Annotated in this window: 12 protein-coding genes, 1 tRNA gene and 2 rRNA genes (1 of these 15 only partly in view); 3 read left to right on the forward strand and 12 right to left on the reverse strand. The window is 50.8% G+C overall.

All coding sequences use genetic code 11. The features are described from left to right. Nucleotides 1–35: 35 nt before the first annotated feature. From nadE to asnB, 4 genes are all read right to left on the reverse strand, one after another. Complete coding sequence (nadE, locus tag KHQ09_RS14685; protein ID WP_213599030.1) at nucleotides 36–1028, reverse strand: NAD(+) synthase; 993 nt, start codon at nucleotides 1026–1028, stop codon at nucleotides 36–38. Continuing rightward, nucleotides 1021–2583, reverse strand: coding sequence for a class I adenylate-forming enzyme family protein (locus KHQ09_RS14690; protein ID WP_213600030.1), 1563 nt, complete (start codon nucleotides 2581–2583; stop codon nucleotides 1021–1023). Before KHQ09_RS14690 ends, nadE begins: the two co-directional genes overlap by 8 nt. Before the next feature lie 21 nt (nucleotides 2584–2604). Then, nucleotides 2605–2859, reverse strand: a complete 255-nt coding sequence (locus KHQ09_RS14695; RefSeq protein ID WP_022710621.1) for an acyl carrier protein — start codon at nucleotides 2857–2859, stop codon at nucleotides 2605–2607. 156 nt (nucleotides 2860–3015) lie between these two features. After that, complete coding sequence (gene asnB, locus KHQ09_RS14700; protein WP_213599032.1) at nucleotides 3016–4944, reverse strand: asparagine synthase (glutamine-hydrolyzing); 1929 nt, start codon at nucleotides 4942–4944, stop codon at nucleotides 3016–3018. Between the two features lie 496 nt (nucleotides 4945–5440). Here asnB and KHQ09_RS14705 point away from each other — a divergent pair, with 496 nt between their 5' ends. The 3 genes from KHQ09_RS14705 (at nucleotide 5441) to KHQ09_RS14715 (ending at nucleotide 8168) form a co-directional block, all read left to right on the forward strand. Continuing rightward, entirely contained in the window at nucleotides 5441–6490 is a 1050-nt protein-coding gene (locus KHQ09_RS14705) for an ABC transporter substrate-binding protein (RefSeq protein ID WP_022710623.1), read from the forward strand. A gap of 104 nt (nucleotides 6491–6594) precedes the next feature. Beyond that, the gene (locus KHQ09_RS14710) at nucleotides 6595–7359 is read left to right on the forward strand and encodes an ABC transporter ATP-binding protein (RefSeq protein ID WP_213599034.1); all 765 of its coding nucleotides are present in this window, start codon (nucleotides 6595–6597) and stop codon (nucleotides 7357–7359) included. Next, the gene (locus KHQ09_RS14715) at nucleotides 7356–8168 is read left to right on the forward strand and encodes an ABC transporter permease (RefSeq protein WP_213599036.1); all 813 of its coding nucleotides are present in this window, start codon (nucleotides 7356–7358) and stop codon (nucleotides 8166–8168) included. Before KHQ09_RS14710 ends, KHQ09_RS14715 begins: the two co-directional genes overlap by 4 nt. A 71-nt stretch (nucleotides 8169–8239) precedes the next feature. On the opposite strand, the gene KHQ09_RS14720 is transcribed toward KHQ09_RS14715, so the two are convergent. The 8 genes from KHQ09_RS14720 to KHQ09_RS14755 form a co-directional block, all read right to left on the reverse strand. Beyond that, nucleotides 8240–8491, reverse strand: a complete 252-nt coding sequence (locus KHQ09_RS14720) for a hypothetical protein (RefSeq protein ID WP_075657136.1) — start codon at nucleotides 8489–8491, stop codon at nucleotides 8240–8242. Between the two features lie 249 nt (nucleotides 8492–8740). Beyond that, nucleotides 8741–9658: a c-type cytochrome gene (locus KHQ09_RS14725; RefSeq protein WP_213599038.1), complete on the reverse strand. Its 918-nt coding sequence runs from the start codon at nucleotides 9656–9658 to the stop codon at nucleotides 8741–8743. Continuing rightward, nucleotides 9658–10998, reverse strand: a complete 1341-nt coding sequence (locus KHQ09_RS14730; protein ID WP_213599040.1) for a c-type cytochrome — start codon at nucleotides 10996–10998, stop codon at nucleotides 9658–9660. The genes KHQ09_RS14725 and KHQ09_RS14730 overlap by 1 nt, the downstream gene beginning before the upstream one ends. Nucleotides 10999–11191: 193 nt before the next feature. Continuing rightward, nucleotides 11192–12025, reverse strand: coding sequence for a 3-mercaptopyruvate sulfurtransferase (sseA, locus tag KHQ09_RS14735; RefSeq protein ID WP_238481650.1), 834 nt, complete (start codon nucleotides 12023–12025; stop codon nucleotides 11192–11194). Nucleotides 12026–12152: 127 nt separating this feature from the next. After that, the gene (locus tag KHQ09_RS14740; RefSeq protein WP_238481651.1) at nucleotides 12153–12716 is read right to left on the reverse strand and encodes a hypothetical protein; all 564 of its coding nucleotides are present in this window, start codon (nucleotides 12714–12716) and stop codon (nucleotides 12153–12155) included. A gap of 553 nt (nucleotides 12717–13269) precedes the next feature. Then, nucleotides 13270–13346 (reverse strand) — tRNA-Met (locus KHQ09_RS14745). A gap of 244 nt (nucleotides 13347–13590) precedes the next feature. Beyond that, nucleotides 13591–13705, reverse strand: a 5S ribosomal RNA gene (gene rrf / locus KHQ09_RS14750). A 223-nt stretch (nucleotides 13706–13928) separates the two neighbouring features. Continuing rightward, nucleotides 13929–15313, reverse strand: a 23S ribosomal RNA gene (locus KHQ09_RS14755) (it continues 1423 nt past the right edge of the window).

Genomic DNA, 15313 nt, shown 5'->3' on the forward strand with positions numbered 1-15313 from the left:
ACAAAAAAGCCGCCTGAAAAGGCGGCTTTTTCTTATTATGACAGGAAGTCCTTAACCGGCTCAACCAAGAGCGGCGGCTCATGCAGCGCCTTGGTGGTTTTGCGTTTAGCCGCAATATCCGCCCAGACATGCTGCACCTGATCTTCACCCAGATTGGTCGCTTTGGCTGTATCCGCCGCGCTGATATTGTGATTGAGCGCGTAAAGGCAAAGATCCATCAGATTATATGGCAGGGAGAAGTAGAATTCCTCCTGTGTCTGCGCCAGCGAGAAAGTATCCGTTGTCGGCGGACGCTGACGGATTTCTGCAGGCACACCCAGATAGTCGGCAAGCTGATAGACCTGCGTCTTATAAAGATGGGCAATCGGCTTCACATCCGCCGCACCGTCACCATTCTTCACGAAGAAGCCCTGATCGTATTCCAGCCTGTTCGGCGTGCCGACAACCGCAAAATTCAGACGATCCGCGTGATAATATTCAAACTGTTTGCGGGTGCGCTGTTTCATATTGGTAGCAGCAACAATGCCTAAATAAGCTTCCGGTGTCAGGCGGATTTTTTCCTGCTGACCATCCGGTGACTGCACCACCAGCGAAGAAATATTATAGCCGCCATTTTCAGAAGCATTGTTGATCACCAGCTTCGACGCCCAGTCCTCTCCGTAAGCAGGCACAACCGAGCGGATAAAATCATCGCGTCGGCGATAACAGCCCATAGCAGCCAAGGCAGGACCGATATCCTCAATCACTGTCTGCACACCAAAGGTGCCTGCAAGCTTTTGCCCCAGCGCCAGTGACAACGGATCGGAATCATTTTCCGGCATAAAAATACCAAAAACTTTATCCGCACCGACAGCGCGCACAGCCAGTGCCGTACTCACGCTGGAATCGATACCGCCGGAAATACCGACAACCAGACCACGGCGGCGCAGACCGCGCAGCTGACGACGCAAGGCAGCGGTGATTTTTTCCACCTCAGCTTCCGCATCAATCACCATCGTCTGTGCAGAAAATTCTTGAATCTTATTCATCCTGAAACTGCCTGTATTGTTTGGCCAATATTTCCGCCGCAAGACGACGGCTGACTTTACCTGTATCCGTTCGCGGTAATTCATCTGTAATCAAAACAAAAACCGGAACCATATAATCTTCCAGATGCTGACGGCAGAACCGGATAATCTCCTTATCACTCAGTTCTGCATCTGCGGTGGTCACCATCGCGGTGATCGCCTGCCCCAGCATTGTATCAGGTACACCGGCTACAACAGCCTCCCGAATAGCGGGATGCGTGTAAAGCACAGTCTCCACCTCTTTCGGCGGTACTTTTTCTCCGCGTGATTTGATGATGTCGTCCTTGCGTCCGACGAAATAATAATATCCGTCTGCATCCATACGCAGCAGATCACCGGTATGCAGAACCTTTTCCCACGGATTACGCCCGCTTCTCAGCACCGCAGCACTGGCCTCGGGATTGTTCCAGTAGCCCTGCATCACATTCGGCCCGCGTATCACCATTTCACCGGCTTCACCCACAGGTACCGATCCGCCTTGTTCATCGACCAGATAGACTTCGCTATTCGGCAGTGCGATACCTACCGATTCCGGCTTCTCGCTGATCATATGCGGCGGCAACCATGTGCAGCGTTTGCATTCTGTCATGCCATACATGGAATAAATTTCTGCATCCGGCACAACGCGTTGCAGAAACTCGATATGCGGCACCGGCAATTGTGCGGCAGTGTTGGTAACATACCGCAGATCGGGCAGAAAACCGGATGTCAGATCACGCATCTGCATCATAATCGCAGACATTGTCGGGACGATAGGAAATCCGGTTACCTTCTCCGCGCGCATCATATCAAACACCGCCTGCGGAAAAGCAAAGGACTTTTCCAGCACCAGCGTTGCGCCGATCTTTACTGTCATCAGCAACTGATACAGCCCGTAATTGAAAGACAGCGGCAATACAGAGAGGATAATATCATCAGCTGTGTTTTTCAGCAGTCCTGTCAGAGAGGTCGCCGCCGCCTCAATATTGCGATGTGTCATCATCACGCCTTTGGGGCGCCCCGTTGAACCGGATGTATAAATCAGCATGGCCAGATCAATATCAATGCCACCGCTGATAATTTCAGCCTGATTTTCCTGCGGCTCAACTGCAGTCTCGAATAGTAGATGCGGACGCTTGGAGCGGCTTGGGCCTTTAACCGCAATCAAAGCCGGTATTGCAGTAAAAGCCTCAGCCTCATCAACCACCGGCAATAATTTAGCCTGTGTCAGCAAAGCAGAGGGTGTGCAGTCGTTCAGGATATAACCGAACTTATCTGCTTTGGTTGACGGGTTCACCAGCGTGAAAACCGCGCCGGCCTTCAGAATAGCAAAAACCGATACCGCTGCCTGCCAGCAATTATCCATGAAAATGACAACGCGATCCCCGCGCTGCACATTCTGCGCCCGCAGACTATGCGCCAAAGCCTCGGCTTTGGCATTAAATTCCGCATAGGAAAGACGCACCTGTCCGGTTACCAGCACAGTCTTGTGACCGGTATTGTGTGCATGGAATTTAAGATGGTTCTCGATACGCATCATCGGACAGTGTGCCTGCTATCAGGCAGCTTTGCGGGCAGTTACATAGGCAGTGATTTTTGACAGGCTGTCGAGATTAGCCGGAACAATATCTGCATCCGCCATTTTGATCCCGAAGGCCTCATCAATAAAAGCAATCAGTTCCAGCACGCCTGTGGAATCCATCACATCATTGTCGATCAGCGATGCATCATCTTCCAGCGCATAATCTGTGTCGCCGAAAAGAAAATTTTCAATAATGAACGCACGTAAGCGGTCTTTGATTGTATCACTCATGCTCATATCCTGTTTCGATCATTTCTGACACTCCCAGAGCTGCAGCAGCAACAATCTGAGAATACTCTAATGAAGTCCGTAAAATACTATACTTTATTCGCTGTCTTAACACATAACTTTGACAGTAAAGTCTATAAGATTCTTAAATTTTCCGAACTAACTCAGTAAACCTGTAAATTTTTTCAGCCATATTTGTGTAGAAAGCACACCGACATAGGCTGTATTGTCACGGAAGCCAGTCAGACCTTGTTCTTTATTCTTATTGTATAATTTAGATACGGCTTTAGCGTTAAAATAGCCGCTCTCCTCAATGCGGCTTTCACTCATCAGATCGCGGACATATTCCTTCTCACCCTTTCCGGTGAAAGAATGACTGTCCGGTGCACGATAAGGCTGTTTCTGCCGCTGTAAAACCTCTGCCGGAACACGCTGTTTTGCAACACGGCGCAGCAGATATTTCTCGGTCAGCCCATGCAGCTTCAACGACGGATGCAGCCTTGTTGCAAATTCAGACAGGCGATAATCCAGAAACGGAAAGCGCGTTTCCACACCATGCGCCATAGCCATACGATCCCCCTGACTGGAGAGAATATAGGATGGCAGCAGAAAACGACACTCCAGATATTGCGCCTGATGCAGCTCATGCCAGTGCCCGAACCGCTCCGGCAGTTTGGAAGCCAGCTCCTCACCCGCATCATAATCGCCGAGTTCCCGTTTCAGACCAGCGGAGAAAAACAATTTGGCAGCACTTGTCGCCTTAAAACGCGGCCGGTGCGAATAAAGCGGATCCGCCAGATCAGCACCGTGAATACCGAAAAACGCAGCCAGAGTTTCCGGTGTCTGTGCTTTTAAGCCGGGCAAATAAGGATAGAGCTTGCGAAACAATTGCGGCCTGATGTGCGATTGCGGTTGCCGCGCGCAAAAACGACGGACTTTTGCCTCGCGGAAAATATCATAGCCGGCAAAGACCTCATCCGCGCCTTCACCAGTCAAGACCGCCTTCATACCGCTTTCCCGCACCAATTGTGCAAGACGATAAAGCGGCGCCGGAGCGGTGCGCACCAGCGGCACTTCGGCAGCCTGAATAACATCGGGAAAAATAGCGGCAATATCATCTTCCGCAATGGAGATCGAATGATGTTTTGTGTGCAATGCCTGCGCCACCATTTTCTGGTAGCGGCTTTCGTCATAATCCGCCTGCTCGAAGCCCACAGAAAAACTATGCAGCTCACCTTTTGTCAGCGGCTGCGCAAAAGCAGCAATCAATGATGAATCCAACCCGCCGGAAAGATAAGTGCCGACAGGCACATCTGCCTGAATACGCAGATTTGTGGCATCCTGCAGCAAAGCTTCCAGTTCTTCTGCGGCGGCATCTGCATCATGAATGACGGCAGCATCATCCCGATCAGGATAATCCAGCGTCCAGTAACGCTGCATTTTCATACCGTTTTCGTCGCAGATCATCATATGCGCCGGTTCAAGCTCATAGATATTGCGGAAGGCTGTGCGCGGCGCAACCGGTGCCCAGAGCGTAAAAATCTGATCCAGCGCAACCGGATCAAGCTCCGCCTGTACTGGTGGCACGCGCAGCAATGCCTTGATCTCTGAAGCAAAATATAACACCCCGTCCGCATGGGTATAGAAAAGCGGACGCACACCCAGACGATCGCGGGCAATGAACATGCGCTTTAACTGCACATCCCATAAAGCAAAGGCAAAATCACCATTCATAAAGCGCAGGCAATCCGTGCCATAACGGGCATAAAGATGCAGGATCACTTCCGTATCGCTATGGGTACGAAACTGTGCGCCCTGTGCTTCCAGATCGCGGCGCAATTCAGCATGATTGAAAATCTGGCCGTTGAAAACCAGCACATATCGCTGATCGGCCATTGTCATCGGTTGCTGGCCGTCGCTGATCCCGACAATGGACAAACGCTTATGCGCCAGACCTGCCCCATTCAAAACAACAGCGCCCTGCTCGTCAGGGCCGCGATGAGCAACGGCATCTGCCATGCGGCGCAGTAAAATCTCCGGCGCCTGATCTGTTTTTATCTGCCCGACATAGCCTGCTAATCCGCACACGATAACGCTCCCGCTGACATAGGCGGCAATAGCAACCGGAAAAATCCGGACTTGCCAGCAAAAGCCCGCCTGACATAATCTTGTATCGCAGAGTCTGCCTTGTGACCAAACAACATTTTCACGAACAGGGCAGCACGATAAGAAATGTCAGTTTAATATTAACAAACAGCATTTTGCACGCTCATAGATGAGAAGCGCATGCAACGACTCTGCCCTCACAGATCTGTTATGCCTGTCCCTGCACCACAAAGCTCATTCAAAATTTTTATGCCGGTCAGCAATTAAAATCGCTGTTTCCGTTCACAATTACGAGGAACAAACAGCTATCTGACTGCTTTTAACTTCAAATCCCGATGAATTTGCTCTACAAGAACGCACGAAATCATTGCAAAAAATTCCATGTCTTTGCGTAATAAAGCGTCGGGCACGGACAGCGGATCATCGGATATTGTCGCTTATAACAATACACCTGACCGCTTTTGGTAAGGATCAACAGATGCAGAAATTCCAGCTCTCCCGCCGTCAGACTCTCGCAGGGCTCAGTGCAGCCGGTGCCATGACTGTGCTGGGTGCTCCTTTTTCTTTAAGTGCCAGAGCGGAAAGCACACAGGTTAAAGCCGTGCTCGGTATTATCCGCCTTGCCAGTCAGGCACCAAGCTTCATCGCGCAGGAACGCGGTTATTTCAAAGCCGAAAACCTCGATATGGAGTTCAAATATTTTGAAGCCGCACAGCCGATGGCCGTAGCCATTGCAGGTGGTGATGTTGATTACGGTGTAACAGCCATGAGCGGCGGCCTGATCAATCTGGCCGAAAAGAATGCTGTAAAAGTCATCGGCGGTTCTTTGCAGGAAGAAAAAGGCCTCGCAGGCCAGATCATTCTTGCTTCAAACAAAGCCTATGAAGCCGGCCTCACCGAGCCTAAGCATCTGGCAGGCAAGAGCTTCGGCATTACTACCGCCGGTTCGTCCTTCCATTTCATGGCTTACAAAATTGCCAAGGCTAACAATATTCCGCTGTCTGAAATCACCCTGCGCCCGTTGCAGAAGGTCGGCGCTGTTGTCGGCGCTCTGACTTCCGGCCAGATTGATGCATGGGCTATTCAGCCAAGCATTGCCAAGAAGATGATTGCGGAAGGTGCGGCCAAGCAGATCGGTCTGGTCTCTGATGTTGCGCCGGATTATCAGGTGACAACTGTTTTCACTTCCACCAAAAATGCTGCGGAAGAACGGGCGAAAACAGAAGCTTTCATCCGCGCTTATTCCAAAGCCATTGATGATTACAATGCGGCTCTGGTCGATAAAACCGCCTCTGCGGAAGAAGTCGACGCGATTGCCAAGATCGCCCATAAATATGTGGAAATGGATTTGCCGTTCGAACAGGCCAAAACCAATCTGGTCAATGGCGCAATGCGTATCAACAAGGGCCTTGCCCTGTCTCTTGCCTCCGTCACTGAACAGCTCAACTGGTTCAAAGATGAGAAGATGGTAAAAGACACCATCACCCCTGAAATGCTGTTTGACACCAGCTACGTCAAAACCATCTGATTTTCTATTCTGAGCCGGTTCTTTTGTTCAACCGGCTCCCCTCCGCGAAATATCAGGGCCCGCAAATCTCTTATGCCGCCCTGACAAGAAGAAGTAAAAACTGCATGGATTTGCTGTTAAAAAATGTCGCCCACCATTACGGCAAGGTCGAAGTTTTGCGTGATATCACGCTAGAGATCAATCAGGGGCAGATCGTCTGTCTGATCGGCCCATCCGGTTGCGGCAAATCCACTTTGCTCCGTTTTATCGGCGGTCTTGAACAGCCGACATCCGGTCAGGTTTTGCAGGTCGGAGAACCTTCGCCCTCATCGCTCAATCCGCTGACCTATGTTTTCCAGCATTTCGCATTGCTGCCCTGGCGCACTGTTGCCGGTAATATCCGCCTGGTACTGGAAGATCACAAATTATCCGCCAAAGAGATGGATGCGATCATCAGTGATGTGCTGGCACGCACCCGTCTCTCGGATTTTGCTGATGCCTATCCAAAACAGCTCTCCGGCGGCATGAAACAGCGCGTTGCCATTGCCCGCGCGCTGGCTGTGCGCCCTGATGTCATGCTGATGGATGAGCCGCTCTCAGCGCTCGACAGTCAGACACGGGAATTGCTGATGGACGATCTGGTATCGCTCTGGACACGCCAGCCTTTCACCGCTGTCTATGTCACCCATAATCTGGCTGAAGCCGTGCGCCTCGGCCATAAAATTGTAGTGCTGTCCCGCCGTCCGGGGCGGATCAATCAGGTAGTGACAATCGACACGCCTCTCGATCAGCGCCACCTCGCAGACCCTGTACTGGATGCCAAGCAGCAGGAATTATGGGCACTCATGCGCGATGAAGCGATGGCTGCGGATCAGGAGCTGCTGAAATGACAAAACCATCAGATAACCAGACAATCATCACCCGTCCTGTACCCTTTCGCGGCGGCGGTTTTGCGCCGGTAAAAGTACGTTTCATAGCGCCTTTGCTGTTTATTGCCCTGATTGCGCTGGCTGAGATCGGCACCCGCACAGGTTTTATTTCCAATCTAACTTTGCCGCGCCCCTCTGCGGTGCTGGGCACCTTCTATCAGCTCTATGATACCGGCCTGCTCTGGCAACATCTGTTACCGTCACTACAACGACTGATTGTCGGCGCTTCGATGGGGATTTTCGCCGGTGTGCTGCTCGGCACAATGATCGGACTGTTCTCCTATGTCCGTGCCGGTCTGGTACCGCTTGTCGCCGCTATTTTCCCGATCCCGAAAATTGCCTTGCTGCCGTTGTTTGTGATCTGGTTCGGCATTGATGAAATGTCAAAATATGCGCTGATTGCATTCGGTACTTTCACCCCGACAGTCGTGGCAACCTATGGTGCGGTTGATAATGTGGATCGCAGCCTGATCCGCATGGGGCAAAGTTTTAACCTGCGCTGGTGGTCAATCATCCGCAAGATCGTGTTGCCCGGTGCCCTGCCCGGCATTCTGTCAGGCCTGCGCGTTTCCATCGCCATCGCCATTATTCTGCTGGTTGCTGCCGAAATGCTCGGCGCGCAATATGGCGTCGGCGCCTATATTCTGGAAGCCGGTTCGCTCTATGATCTGGAGCGCCTGTTTGCCGGTGTTACTATCCTCTCCGTCATGGGGCTGATTACCAGCTGGATGATCGGCAGGGTTGAACATTATTTCCTCAGCTGGCGCTGATCCGGCATAACAACAAAAAAGGCGCGGACAATAAAACCTGTCCGCGCCTTTTTTGTATTTTGCTGAAAGACTTATCCCTCAATCCAGCTTGCGCTGTTATCCGGTGACTGACAACCATAAGGCGGCAAAGTTTTCGTGCCGAAATTCTTTTTCAGCTGCATACAACCCCAATGGCGGATCGGTGCAGGCATATAGGATTGCAGATCAATCCCAACCTCATCAAACGGATCTGTAGTATTGGTCACATAACTATACCAACGCTGTCCGGCAACAGCGATTGCAGCAATCACAACAATCAGAATAATTCGCAGCAGCTTATTCACGGGACCTCAAAATTTTACGTTTTCCGCACAACAAAGCAGCGGTTCAGAATGAGAAATCTGTTTGTCACCTAAATATCCCGCAAGCAAGAACAAAAAACCGGCAGCAATTTCTTGCTGCCGGTTTTTCCGATCACGCACCACACGTGAGTATAGAGCATAATTCCTTAAACTTGGATCAGCTTAAGAAATTATGCTCTACTTTTAAAGTGTTAGAGCGACCTTTGTGCGCCCAGCGAGGCGCACGGCGCTCTAATAGCGGGCATCTTTCGGCTTTTTGCCATTCGGCCAGTCATTGACCTTACCGGCAAAATCTGGACGCGGCATATGTGTGAAATATTCAGACACATCAACCGCTTCCTGATCGGTCAGCACGCCACCCTGCCCGAGCATACCGTCCTGATGGACGCTGACCGGCATATTATATTTAACGAATGCCGCAGCTTTATAGGTACGTGCCATACCAGCACCGATGTTAAAGCTGTCATCGCCCCAAAGCGGCGGGAAGACATAATCACCGAACTGATCTTTTTTTCCTTCGCCGTCATTGCCATGACAAACGGCACATTGGGTTGCATAAATCGCCTTGCCTTTGACAGGATCCGGCACCAGTGACTCATCAATTTTGCCGGCACCGGACACTTTCACCATATGCTCTTTCGGCAATCCCTGACCGAGCCATTTCATATAGGCAATCATAGCGCCCATTTCCTCGGACTTCGGATCAAGCGGCTTACCATTCATCGAACGCTGGAAGCAGCCATTGATACGCATCACCAGATTAACTTCCTTACCCGCCCGTGGCATCACCCGCGGATAGAAATTATAAGAGTTAATATAAGGCGCGCCTTTATCCAGCTTACCCTGCGCCAGATGGCAGGAGTTACAATTCAGTCCCGCACCGACATTTTCCGGCAGTAAACGGGCTGTTTCATTGAGCAGGCGCTTGCCATACATAATGGCTTCCGCATCCGGTTCTCTGGCAATCAGATCATCGCTCGGGATCGTATATTTGCCAACGACTTTGCCTTCTGCATCCACCACATCATAGGTCGGCAGCGGCGGCGCATCCACCCGCAACGGCTTCACCAGAAATGTCCAGCCTGCGCCTGCAGCTGCGATTGTTACGACAAGGGCTGCAGCTGTACCGATCCAGAATTGCTTACTCATTATTTTGCCTCCGGAACATAATGCACAGGCTTGTGCTCAATCAGATGCCGCATGCGGGCAATATCGCTATCCTTGATATGCGAACCGTGATTACCCCAACCATTACGGATAAAATTCAGAATATCCGCGATTTCCTTGTTGGTGAGATGGGCAAAGCCCGGCATCTTGAACACCATCGGATCATGCGGCGTGTCAGCCATTGCAGCACCATCCAGTGTCAGTTGGATCAGCGAGCTCGGATCTTCCGCAAAAACAATCGAATTACCGGCAAGCGCAGGGAAAACACGTTCCGCACCACGACCATCCAGACGGTGACAGGCCGCACAATTATCCACATAACCAACGACACCCGGAGCGGAGAAATCACCGGCACGCAGAGCTGCAGTTGTCACATCTTGCTTCGGTGTCCATTGCTGCGGATGACTGTCACGCGCAGGCAGGCTCTTCAGATAACGGGCAATCGATGTCAGATCGTCATCTGTCAGATATTGCGTACTATGGGCAACCACATCGGCCATACCACCAAAGGCGGCGGTGCGATCATTACGGCCGGTTTTCAGGAAGTCGGTAATTTCCGCTTCAGCCCAAGTGGAAAGACCTGTACCTTCATCACGCAGGTTCTTCGCATACCAGCCTTCAAGAACAGAGCCGGACAGGTAATTACCCTTCTTGTCATCGCTGAGTGCAGTTTCCTGATAACCGATACCACGCGGTGTATGGCAGGCGCCGCAATGGGCAAGTCCTTCAACAAGATAGGCGCCACGATCAATCATCGCATCCATACCGGTTGCCGAAGTAAATTCACGCGGCTGCGCAAAAGCAAGCTGCCAATAGGCCAGCGGCCAGCGCATATTCATCGGCCAAGGCAAAGTGGAAGCCTGATTTTCCTGTTCAACTTTTTCCACGCGTGACATGAAATAAGCATAAAGCGCTTTAATATCGTCATCTTTTACAACGACATAGGAAACATAAGGCATGGCCGGATAGAGTGCCACGCCATCAGGTCGCACGCCACGACGTACAGCACGCTCGAAATCGCCGTAGCTGTAATTGCCGATACCGGTTTTCTTATCCGGCGTAATATTGGTGGAATAAATCGTGCCGAGCGGTGTCTGCATACCCAGACCACCGGCAAATTCCTTGCCGCCGGGTGCAGTGTGACACGCAATACAGTCACCGGCACGGGCAAGATATTCACCTTGCTTAATCAGTGCCGAATCCTGAATATTAACGTCAGCTTCCTGTTTTGGTGCGTACCAATGGTGCGATGTGACCGCAATAGCGTAGCTTGCGCCAAACAAGCCCAGACCACATAGGACCAGTGTTTTAACAAGCTTCATGTTGAACTCCTGAGTCGTCTCTTCACCTCCATCTGAGACTGTCAGGAATGTTTCTCATTGATTCAGATCAATGAATCCATGCATTCACGATATTTACGTTCCAAAACATAGCCAGTTACAAGAACAACAATTTTCCATGATGCAAAATCAAAGAAAATTATACCATTAACCGGCATTTACGCAGAAAAACCGCTCAGGTCACTGTACCCCATTCTGTCCATGAGCCGTCATACAGACGGACATTTTCATAGCCCAGCAAATTGAGCGCAAGAAACAACACAGCGGCTGTCACACCTGAGCCGCAGGTTGTTACAACCGGCTTATCCTTCTTAACACCCTGTGCTTCAAAAATTACCTTCATCGTATCAAGCGCTTTGAAAGCGCCGTCTTCTACGAGCGATCCGTAAGGCACATTGACAGAACCGGGAATAGAGCCGGAACGGACATTCGCACGCGGCTCTGGTACGGCACCGGTAAACCGTTCAGCCGAACGGGCATCCGTAATATGTGCTTTTGCATGTTTGGCAATCAGCACCATTTCTTCAATGAAGACAACTTTTTCACCGGCATAGACCGGTTTGAATGCAACAGGCTCAGGTGCGACTTTACCGCTCTCTGTTTCAAAGCGCTCAGCCTGCCATGCAGCAATACCGCCACGCAGAATATGCAGTTTTTGCACGCCCATAATATGAAAAAGCCACCAGACGCGGGGCGCGGCAAACAAATCACCGGTTTCATAGATAACGATCTCATCATCAACGCTGATGCCCAGCTTGCCGACAGCATCCGCGAACACTTCCGGTGATGGAACAGTATGCGGGAAAGAAGAGCTCGGATCGACAATCTTATCCTGATCGAAGAATACTGCGCCCGGAATATGAACCTGCTCAAATTCCTCACCGCAGATGCGTTTTGTCGCCGGCATATACCAGGAGCCGTCAACGATTTTCAAATCGCCTGATTTCTGACGATCTTTTACCCATTGCGGCGATACAAAAATTTCTTCCGGAGTCATTTCATTCCCCATATGTCACTCATTCACACATAGAATATAAGTGTCTTTATCAATGGCAAGGAAGGAATTGAAGAAATCTGTATGATCTCTGCACATTAGCCGTGTGTAACCGGTTACAGTGCTTCTTATGCTCGCGACATTAACGCTCGCCGCCATATCCACGGCGTTTCCAATCCTGAAGCGGCATAATATCAGGCATTCCGCCACCTGCCTCATACCAGGAATCGACCGCCCAGCTCTGTCCAGAGATATCTTTAATAACTGCAGTCCAGTGCGGATAACGGCCATCGATGAATGAACCGCGTGTCGTTTGTTTTGAAACAGTATGATGCTTTAACCAACCGCGTGTTTCTAAGTAACGCAGGAAACTATCCGTGTTGATCGATTCATCAACGCAATCCATCTGCCCTTTAATACGCGCTTTGCCGAACTGCATTTTTGGTTTGTCGCGGACACTGATAGTTGCTGTACCCCGCTCTTCGAATATTGCGACAGCCATACGCAATGCTTTTCTCTCGTCATTTGCGCTACGAGTAGCCTTTTGCAACAGATTACGGATACGGCTCTCATCCTTTAAACTTAGCGTCACTTTGGTTCGGTAATAGCAATCATAACCGTGACAGACACGAAAAGTTTGAGCTGATGCCATTTCCAGTGGCAACATCAGGCTTACAAGAGCACCGGCACACATTAGTTTAATCATCAGGTACTCCGCATTCTTATAGAACCATCACAAATATCATTTTATTACTAAAAATTGATCCGACTGCCCAGAACCATAGCAATGCTTATAACCAGTAAAAGTGAATTTCTAAGTTCGCTTCCCCCCTCCCCCGTTTTTCTCATTCGCATGTTTTAAACACAAAAAGCTCCTCGCATTTCTGCCGGGGCTTGGGATGTATTTGGAGATTTTGTTGCGGCTTTGGCTTTGTTTCGTTCGTTGTGCAATTGATATTGTAATCGCTTGCTTTTCCTCCTGCCCCTTCAGGTTCTGAGGCTGATGAGGTGAGAGCGTATAGAAACCGATTGATTATCGATTTTAGCTCGAACGGGCTGGTCCCGGATGCATTGGCACGCCTATTGGAATGGCGTCTGGATCGTAGCTTTATTGCTTTGAGGGGATTTGGTTGCGGGGGCAGGATTTGTGGTTTTGTATCCCGCTTAGTCGGCTTTGCCTCCTTGCGGGCCCCTGACTAGGCTTAAAATCTACGACCCGTTACCAAAAAAAATCCCGCTCAAAGAGCGGGCTGTTTGTTTGGTTGCGGGGGCAGGATTTGAACCTGCGGCCTTCAGGTTATGAGCCTGACGAGCTACCGGGCTGCTCCACCCCGCGTCAAAGTTAGTACAAGCCTTTGAGGCCCGGGAGCGAAGTCAGCCTCTTTTTCAGGTTATGGGCCTGATGAGGTGAGGCCGTATAGCAATCGATTGATTATCGATTGTAGGCCGAACGGGCGCTCCACCCTAGATATATGATCGCTTAAGATTTGCTTTGAAGATTGTCTTATCGGTAAGCGATTGATTTGCGCGTTTAGCGCTGAATGTTTGAGAAGATGTTTTGATTTCTGTGCCTTTTGCAGACCTGGCAGCGACCTACTCTCCCGTGTCTTAAGACAAAGTACCATCGGCGCTGGAGCGTTTCACGGCCGAGTTCGGAATGGGATCGGGTGCAGCCGCTCCGCCATAACCACCAGGTCAGCAAAGGGCACAGAAACAAATAAGAAGCTGGGTTTTTCGTGCATAAGATCTTAGCGCCTCGGTCACGAACACACAGTGTTCGCAAGTGCGACCGCACGTCGGCCACTTTTGGCCGCCCTCGCGGAGGATCAGCAGCTTTAGCTGCGTACGATCCGTGAGCGCTAGTCTAATTCTATCAAACTCATCCATTGGATGAGCTTGATGGATATTGATAATGAGAACAATCAAGTCGATCGAGCTATTAGTACCGGTCAGCTGCATGCATTACTGCACTTCCACATCCGGCCTATCAACGTGGTGGTCTTCCACGGCTCTGATAGGGAATACTCGTTTTAAGGTTAGTTTCCCGCTTAGATGCCTTCAGCGGTTATCTAGTCCGTATATAGCTACTCTGCTATGCCGTTGGCACGACAACAGATCCACCAGAGATACGTCCATCCCGGTCCTCTCGTACTAGGGACAGATCCTTTCAATATTCCTACACCCACGGCAGATAGGGACCGAACTGTCTCACGACGTTCTGAACCCAACTCACGTACCGCTTTAAATGGCGAACAGCCATACCCTTGGGACCTGCTCCAGCCCCAGGATGCGATGAGTCGACATCGAGGTGCCAAACAACCCCGTCGATATGGACTCTTGGGGGTCATCAGCCTGTTATCCCCGGCGTACCTTTTATCCGTTGAGCGATGGCCCTTCCACACGGGACCACCGGATCACTATGACCGACTTTCGTCTCTGCTCGACTTGTCTGTCTTGCAGTCAGGCGGGCTTATGCCATTGCACTCGACGAACGATTTCCGACCGTTCTGAGCCCACCATCGCGCGCCTCCGTTACTCTTTAGGAGGCGACCGCCCCAGTCAAACTACCCACCATACACGGTCCTGGACCCGGATATACGGGTCGCAGTTAGACATCTATGACGATAAGGGTGGTATTTCAAGGATGACTCCACGAAGGCTGGCGCCTCCGCTTCAAAGTCTACCACCTATCCTACACATGTCGCCACAAATGCCAGTGTAAAGCTATAGTAAAGGTGCACGGGGTCTTTCCGTCTAACCGCAGGAACCCCGCATCTTCACGGGGAATTCAATTTCACTGAGTCTGCGTTGGAGACAGCGGGGAAGTCGTTACGCCATTCGTGCAGGTCGGAACTTACCCGACAAGGAATTTCGCTACCTTAGGACCGTTATAGTTACGGCCGCCGTTTACTGGGGCTTCAATTCAAGGCTTGCACCTCTCCTCTTAACCTTCCAGCACCGGGCAGGCGTCAGACCCTATACGTCGTCTTGCGACTTCGCAGAGCCCTGTGTTTTTGGTAAACAGTCGCTACCCCCTGGTCTGTGCCACCCTCATCTGCTTGCGCAAACAAGGGTCACGCTTCTTCCGAAGTTACGCGTGCAATTTGCCGAGTTCCTTCAACGCAGTTCTCTCAAGCGCCTTGGTATACTCTACCAGTCCACCAGTGTCGGTTTAGGGTACGGTCTATATGTGGGAGCTATTTCCTGGAACCGCTTCGCTGCAAGATCAATCCAATAAGACCTTACAACACACGCGATCCGTCACTACCCACAGGCCCACGAATATTAACGTGGTTCCCATCG

Source organism: Pseudochrobactrum algeriensis (genome assembly GCF_018436245.1).
Lineage (GTDB): Bacteria > Pseudomonadota > Alphaproteobacteria > Rhizobiales > Rhizobiaceae > Pseudochrobactrum > Pseudochrobactrum saccharolyticum.

Coding starts and splice junctions, on each gene's coding strand:
- KHQ09_RS14715 (WP_213599036.1), top strand. CDS start 7,356: ATGACAAAACCATCAGATAACCAGACAATCATCACCCGTCCTGTACCC.
- KHQ09_RS14710 (WP_213599034.1), top strand. CDS start 6,595: ATGGATTTGCTGTTAAAAAATGTCGCCCACCATTACGGCAAGGTCGAA.
- nadE (WP_213599030.1), bottom strand. CDS start 1,028: ATGAATAAGATTCAAGAATTTTCTGCACAGACGATGGTGATTGATGCG.
- KHQ09_RS14705 (WP_022710623.1), top strand. CDS start 5,441: ATGCAGAAATTCCAGCTCTCCCGCCGTCAGACTCTCGCAGGGCTCAGT.
- KHQ09_RS14740 (WP_238481651.1), bottom strand. CDS start 12,716: ATGATTAAACTAATGTGTGCCGGTGCTCTTGTAAGCCTGATGTTGCCA.
- KHQ09_RS14725 (WP_213599038.1), bottom strand. CDS start 9,658: ATGAGTAAGCAATTCTGGATCGGTACAGCTGCAGCCCTTGTCGTAACA.
- KHQ09_RS14730 (WP_213599040.1), bottom strand. CDS start 10,998: ATGAAGCTTGTTAAAACACTGGTCCTATGTGGTCTGGGCTTGTTTGGC.
- KHQ09_RS14690 (WP_213600030.1), bottom strand. CDS start 2,583: ATGCGTATCGAGAACCATCTTAAATTCCATGCACACAATACCGGTCAC.
- KHQ09_RS14695 (WP_022710621.1), bottom strand. CDS start 2,859: ATGAGTGATACAATCAAAGACCGCTTACGTGCGTTCATTATTGAAAAT.
- sseA (WP_238481650.1), bottom strand. CDS start 12,025: ATGGGGAATGAAATGACTCCGGAAGAAATTTTTGTATCGCCGCAATGG.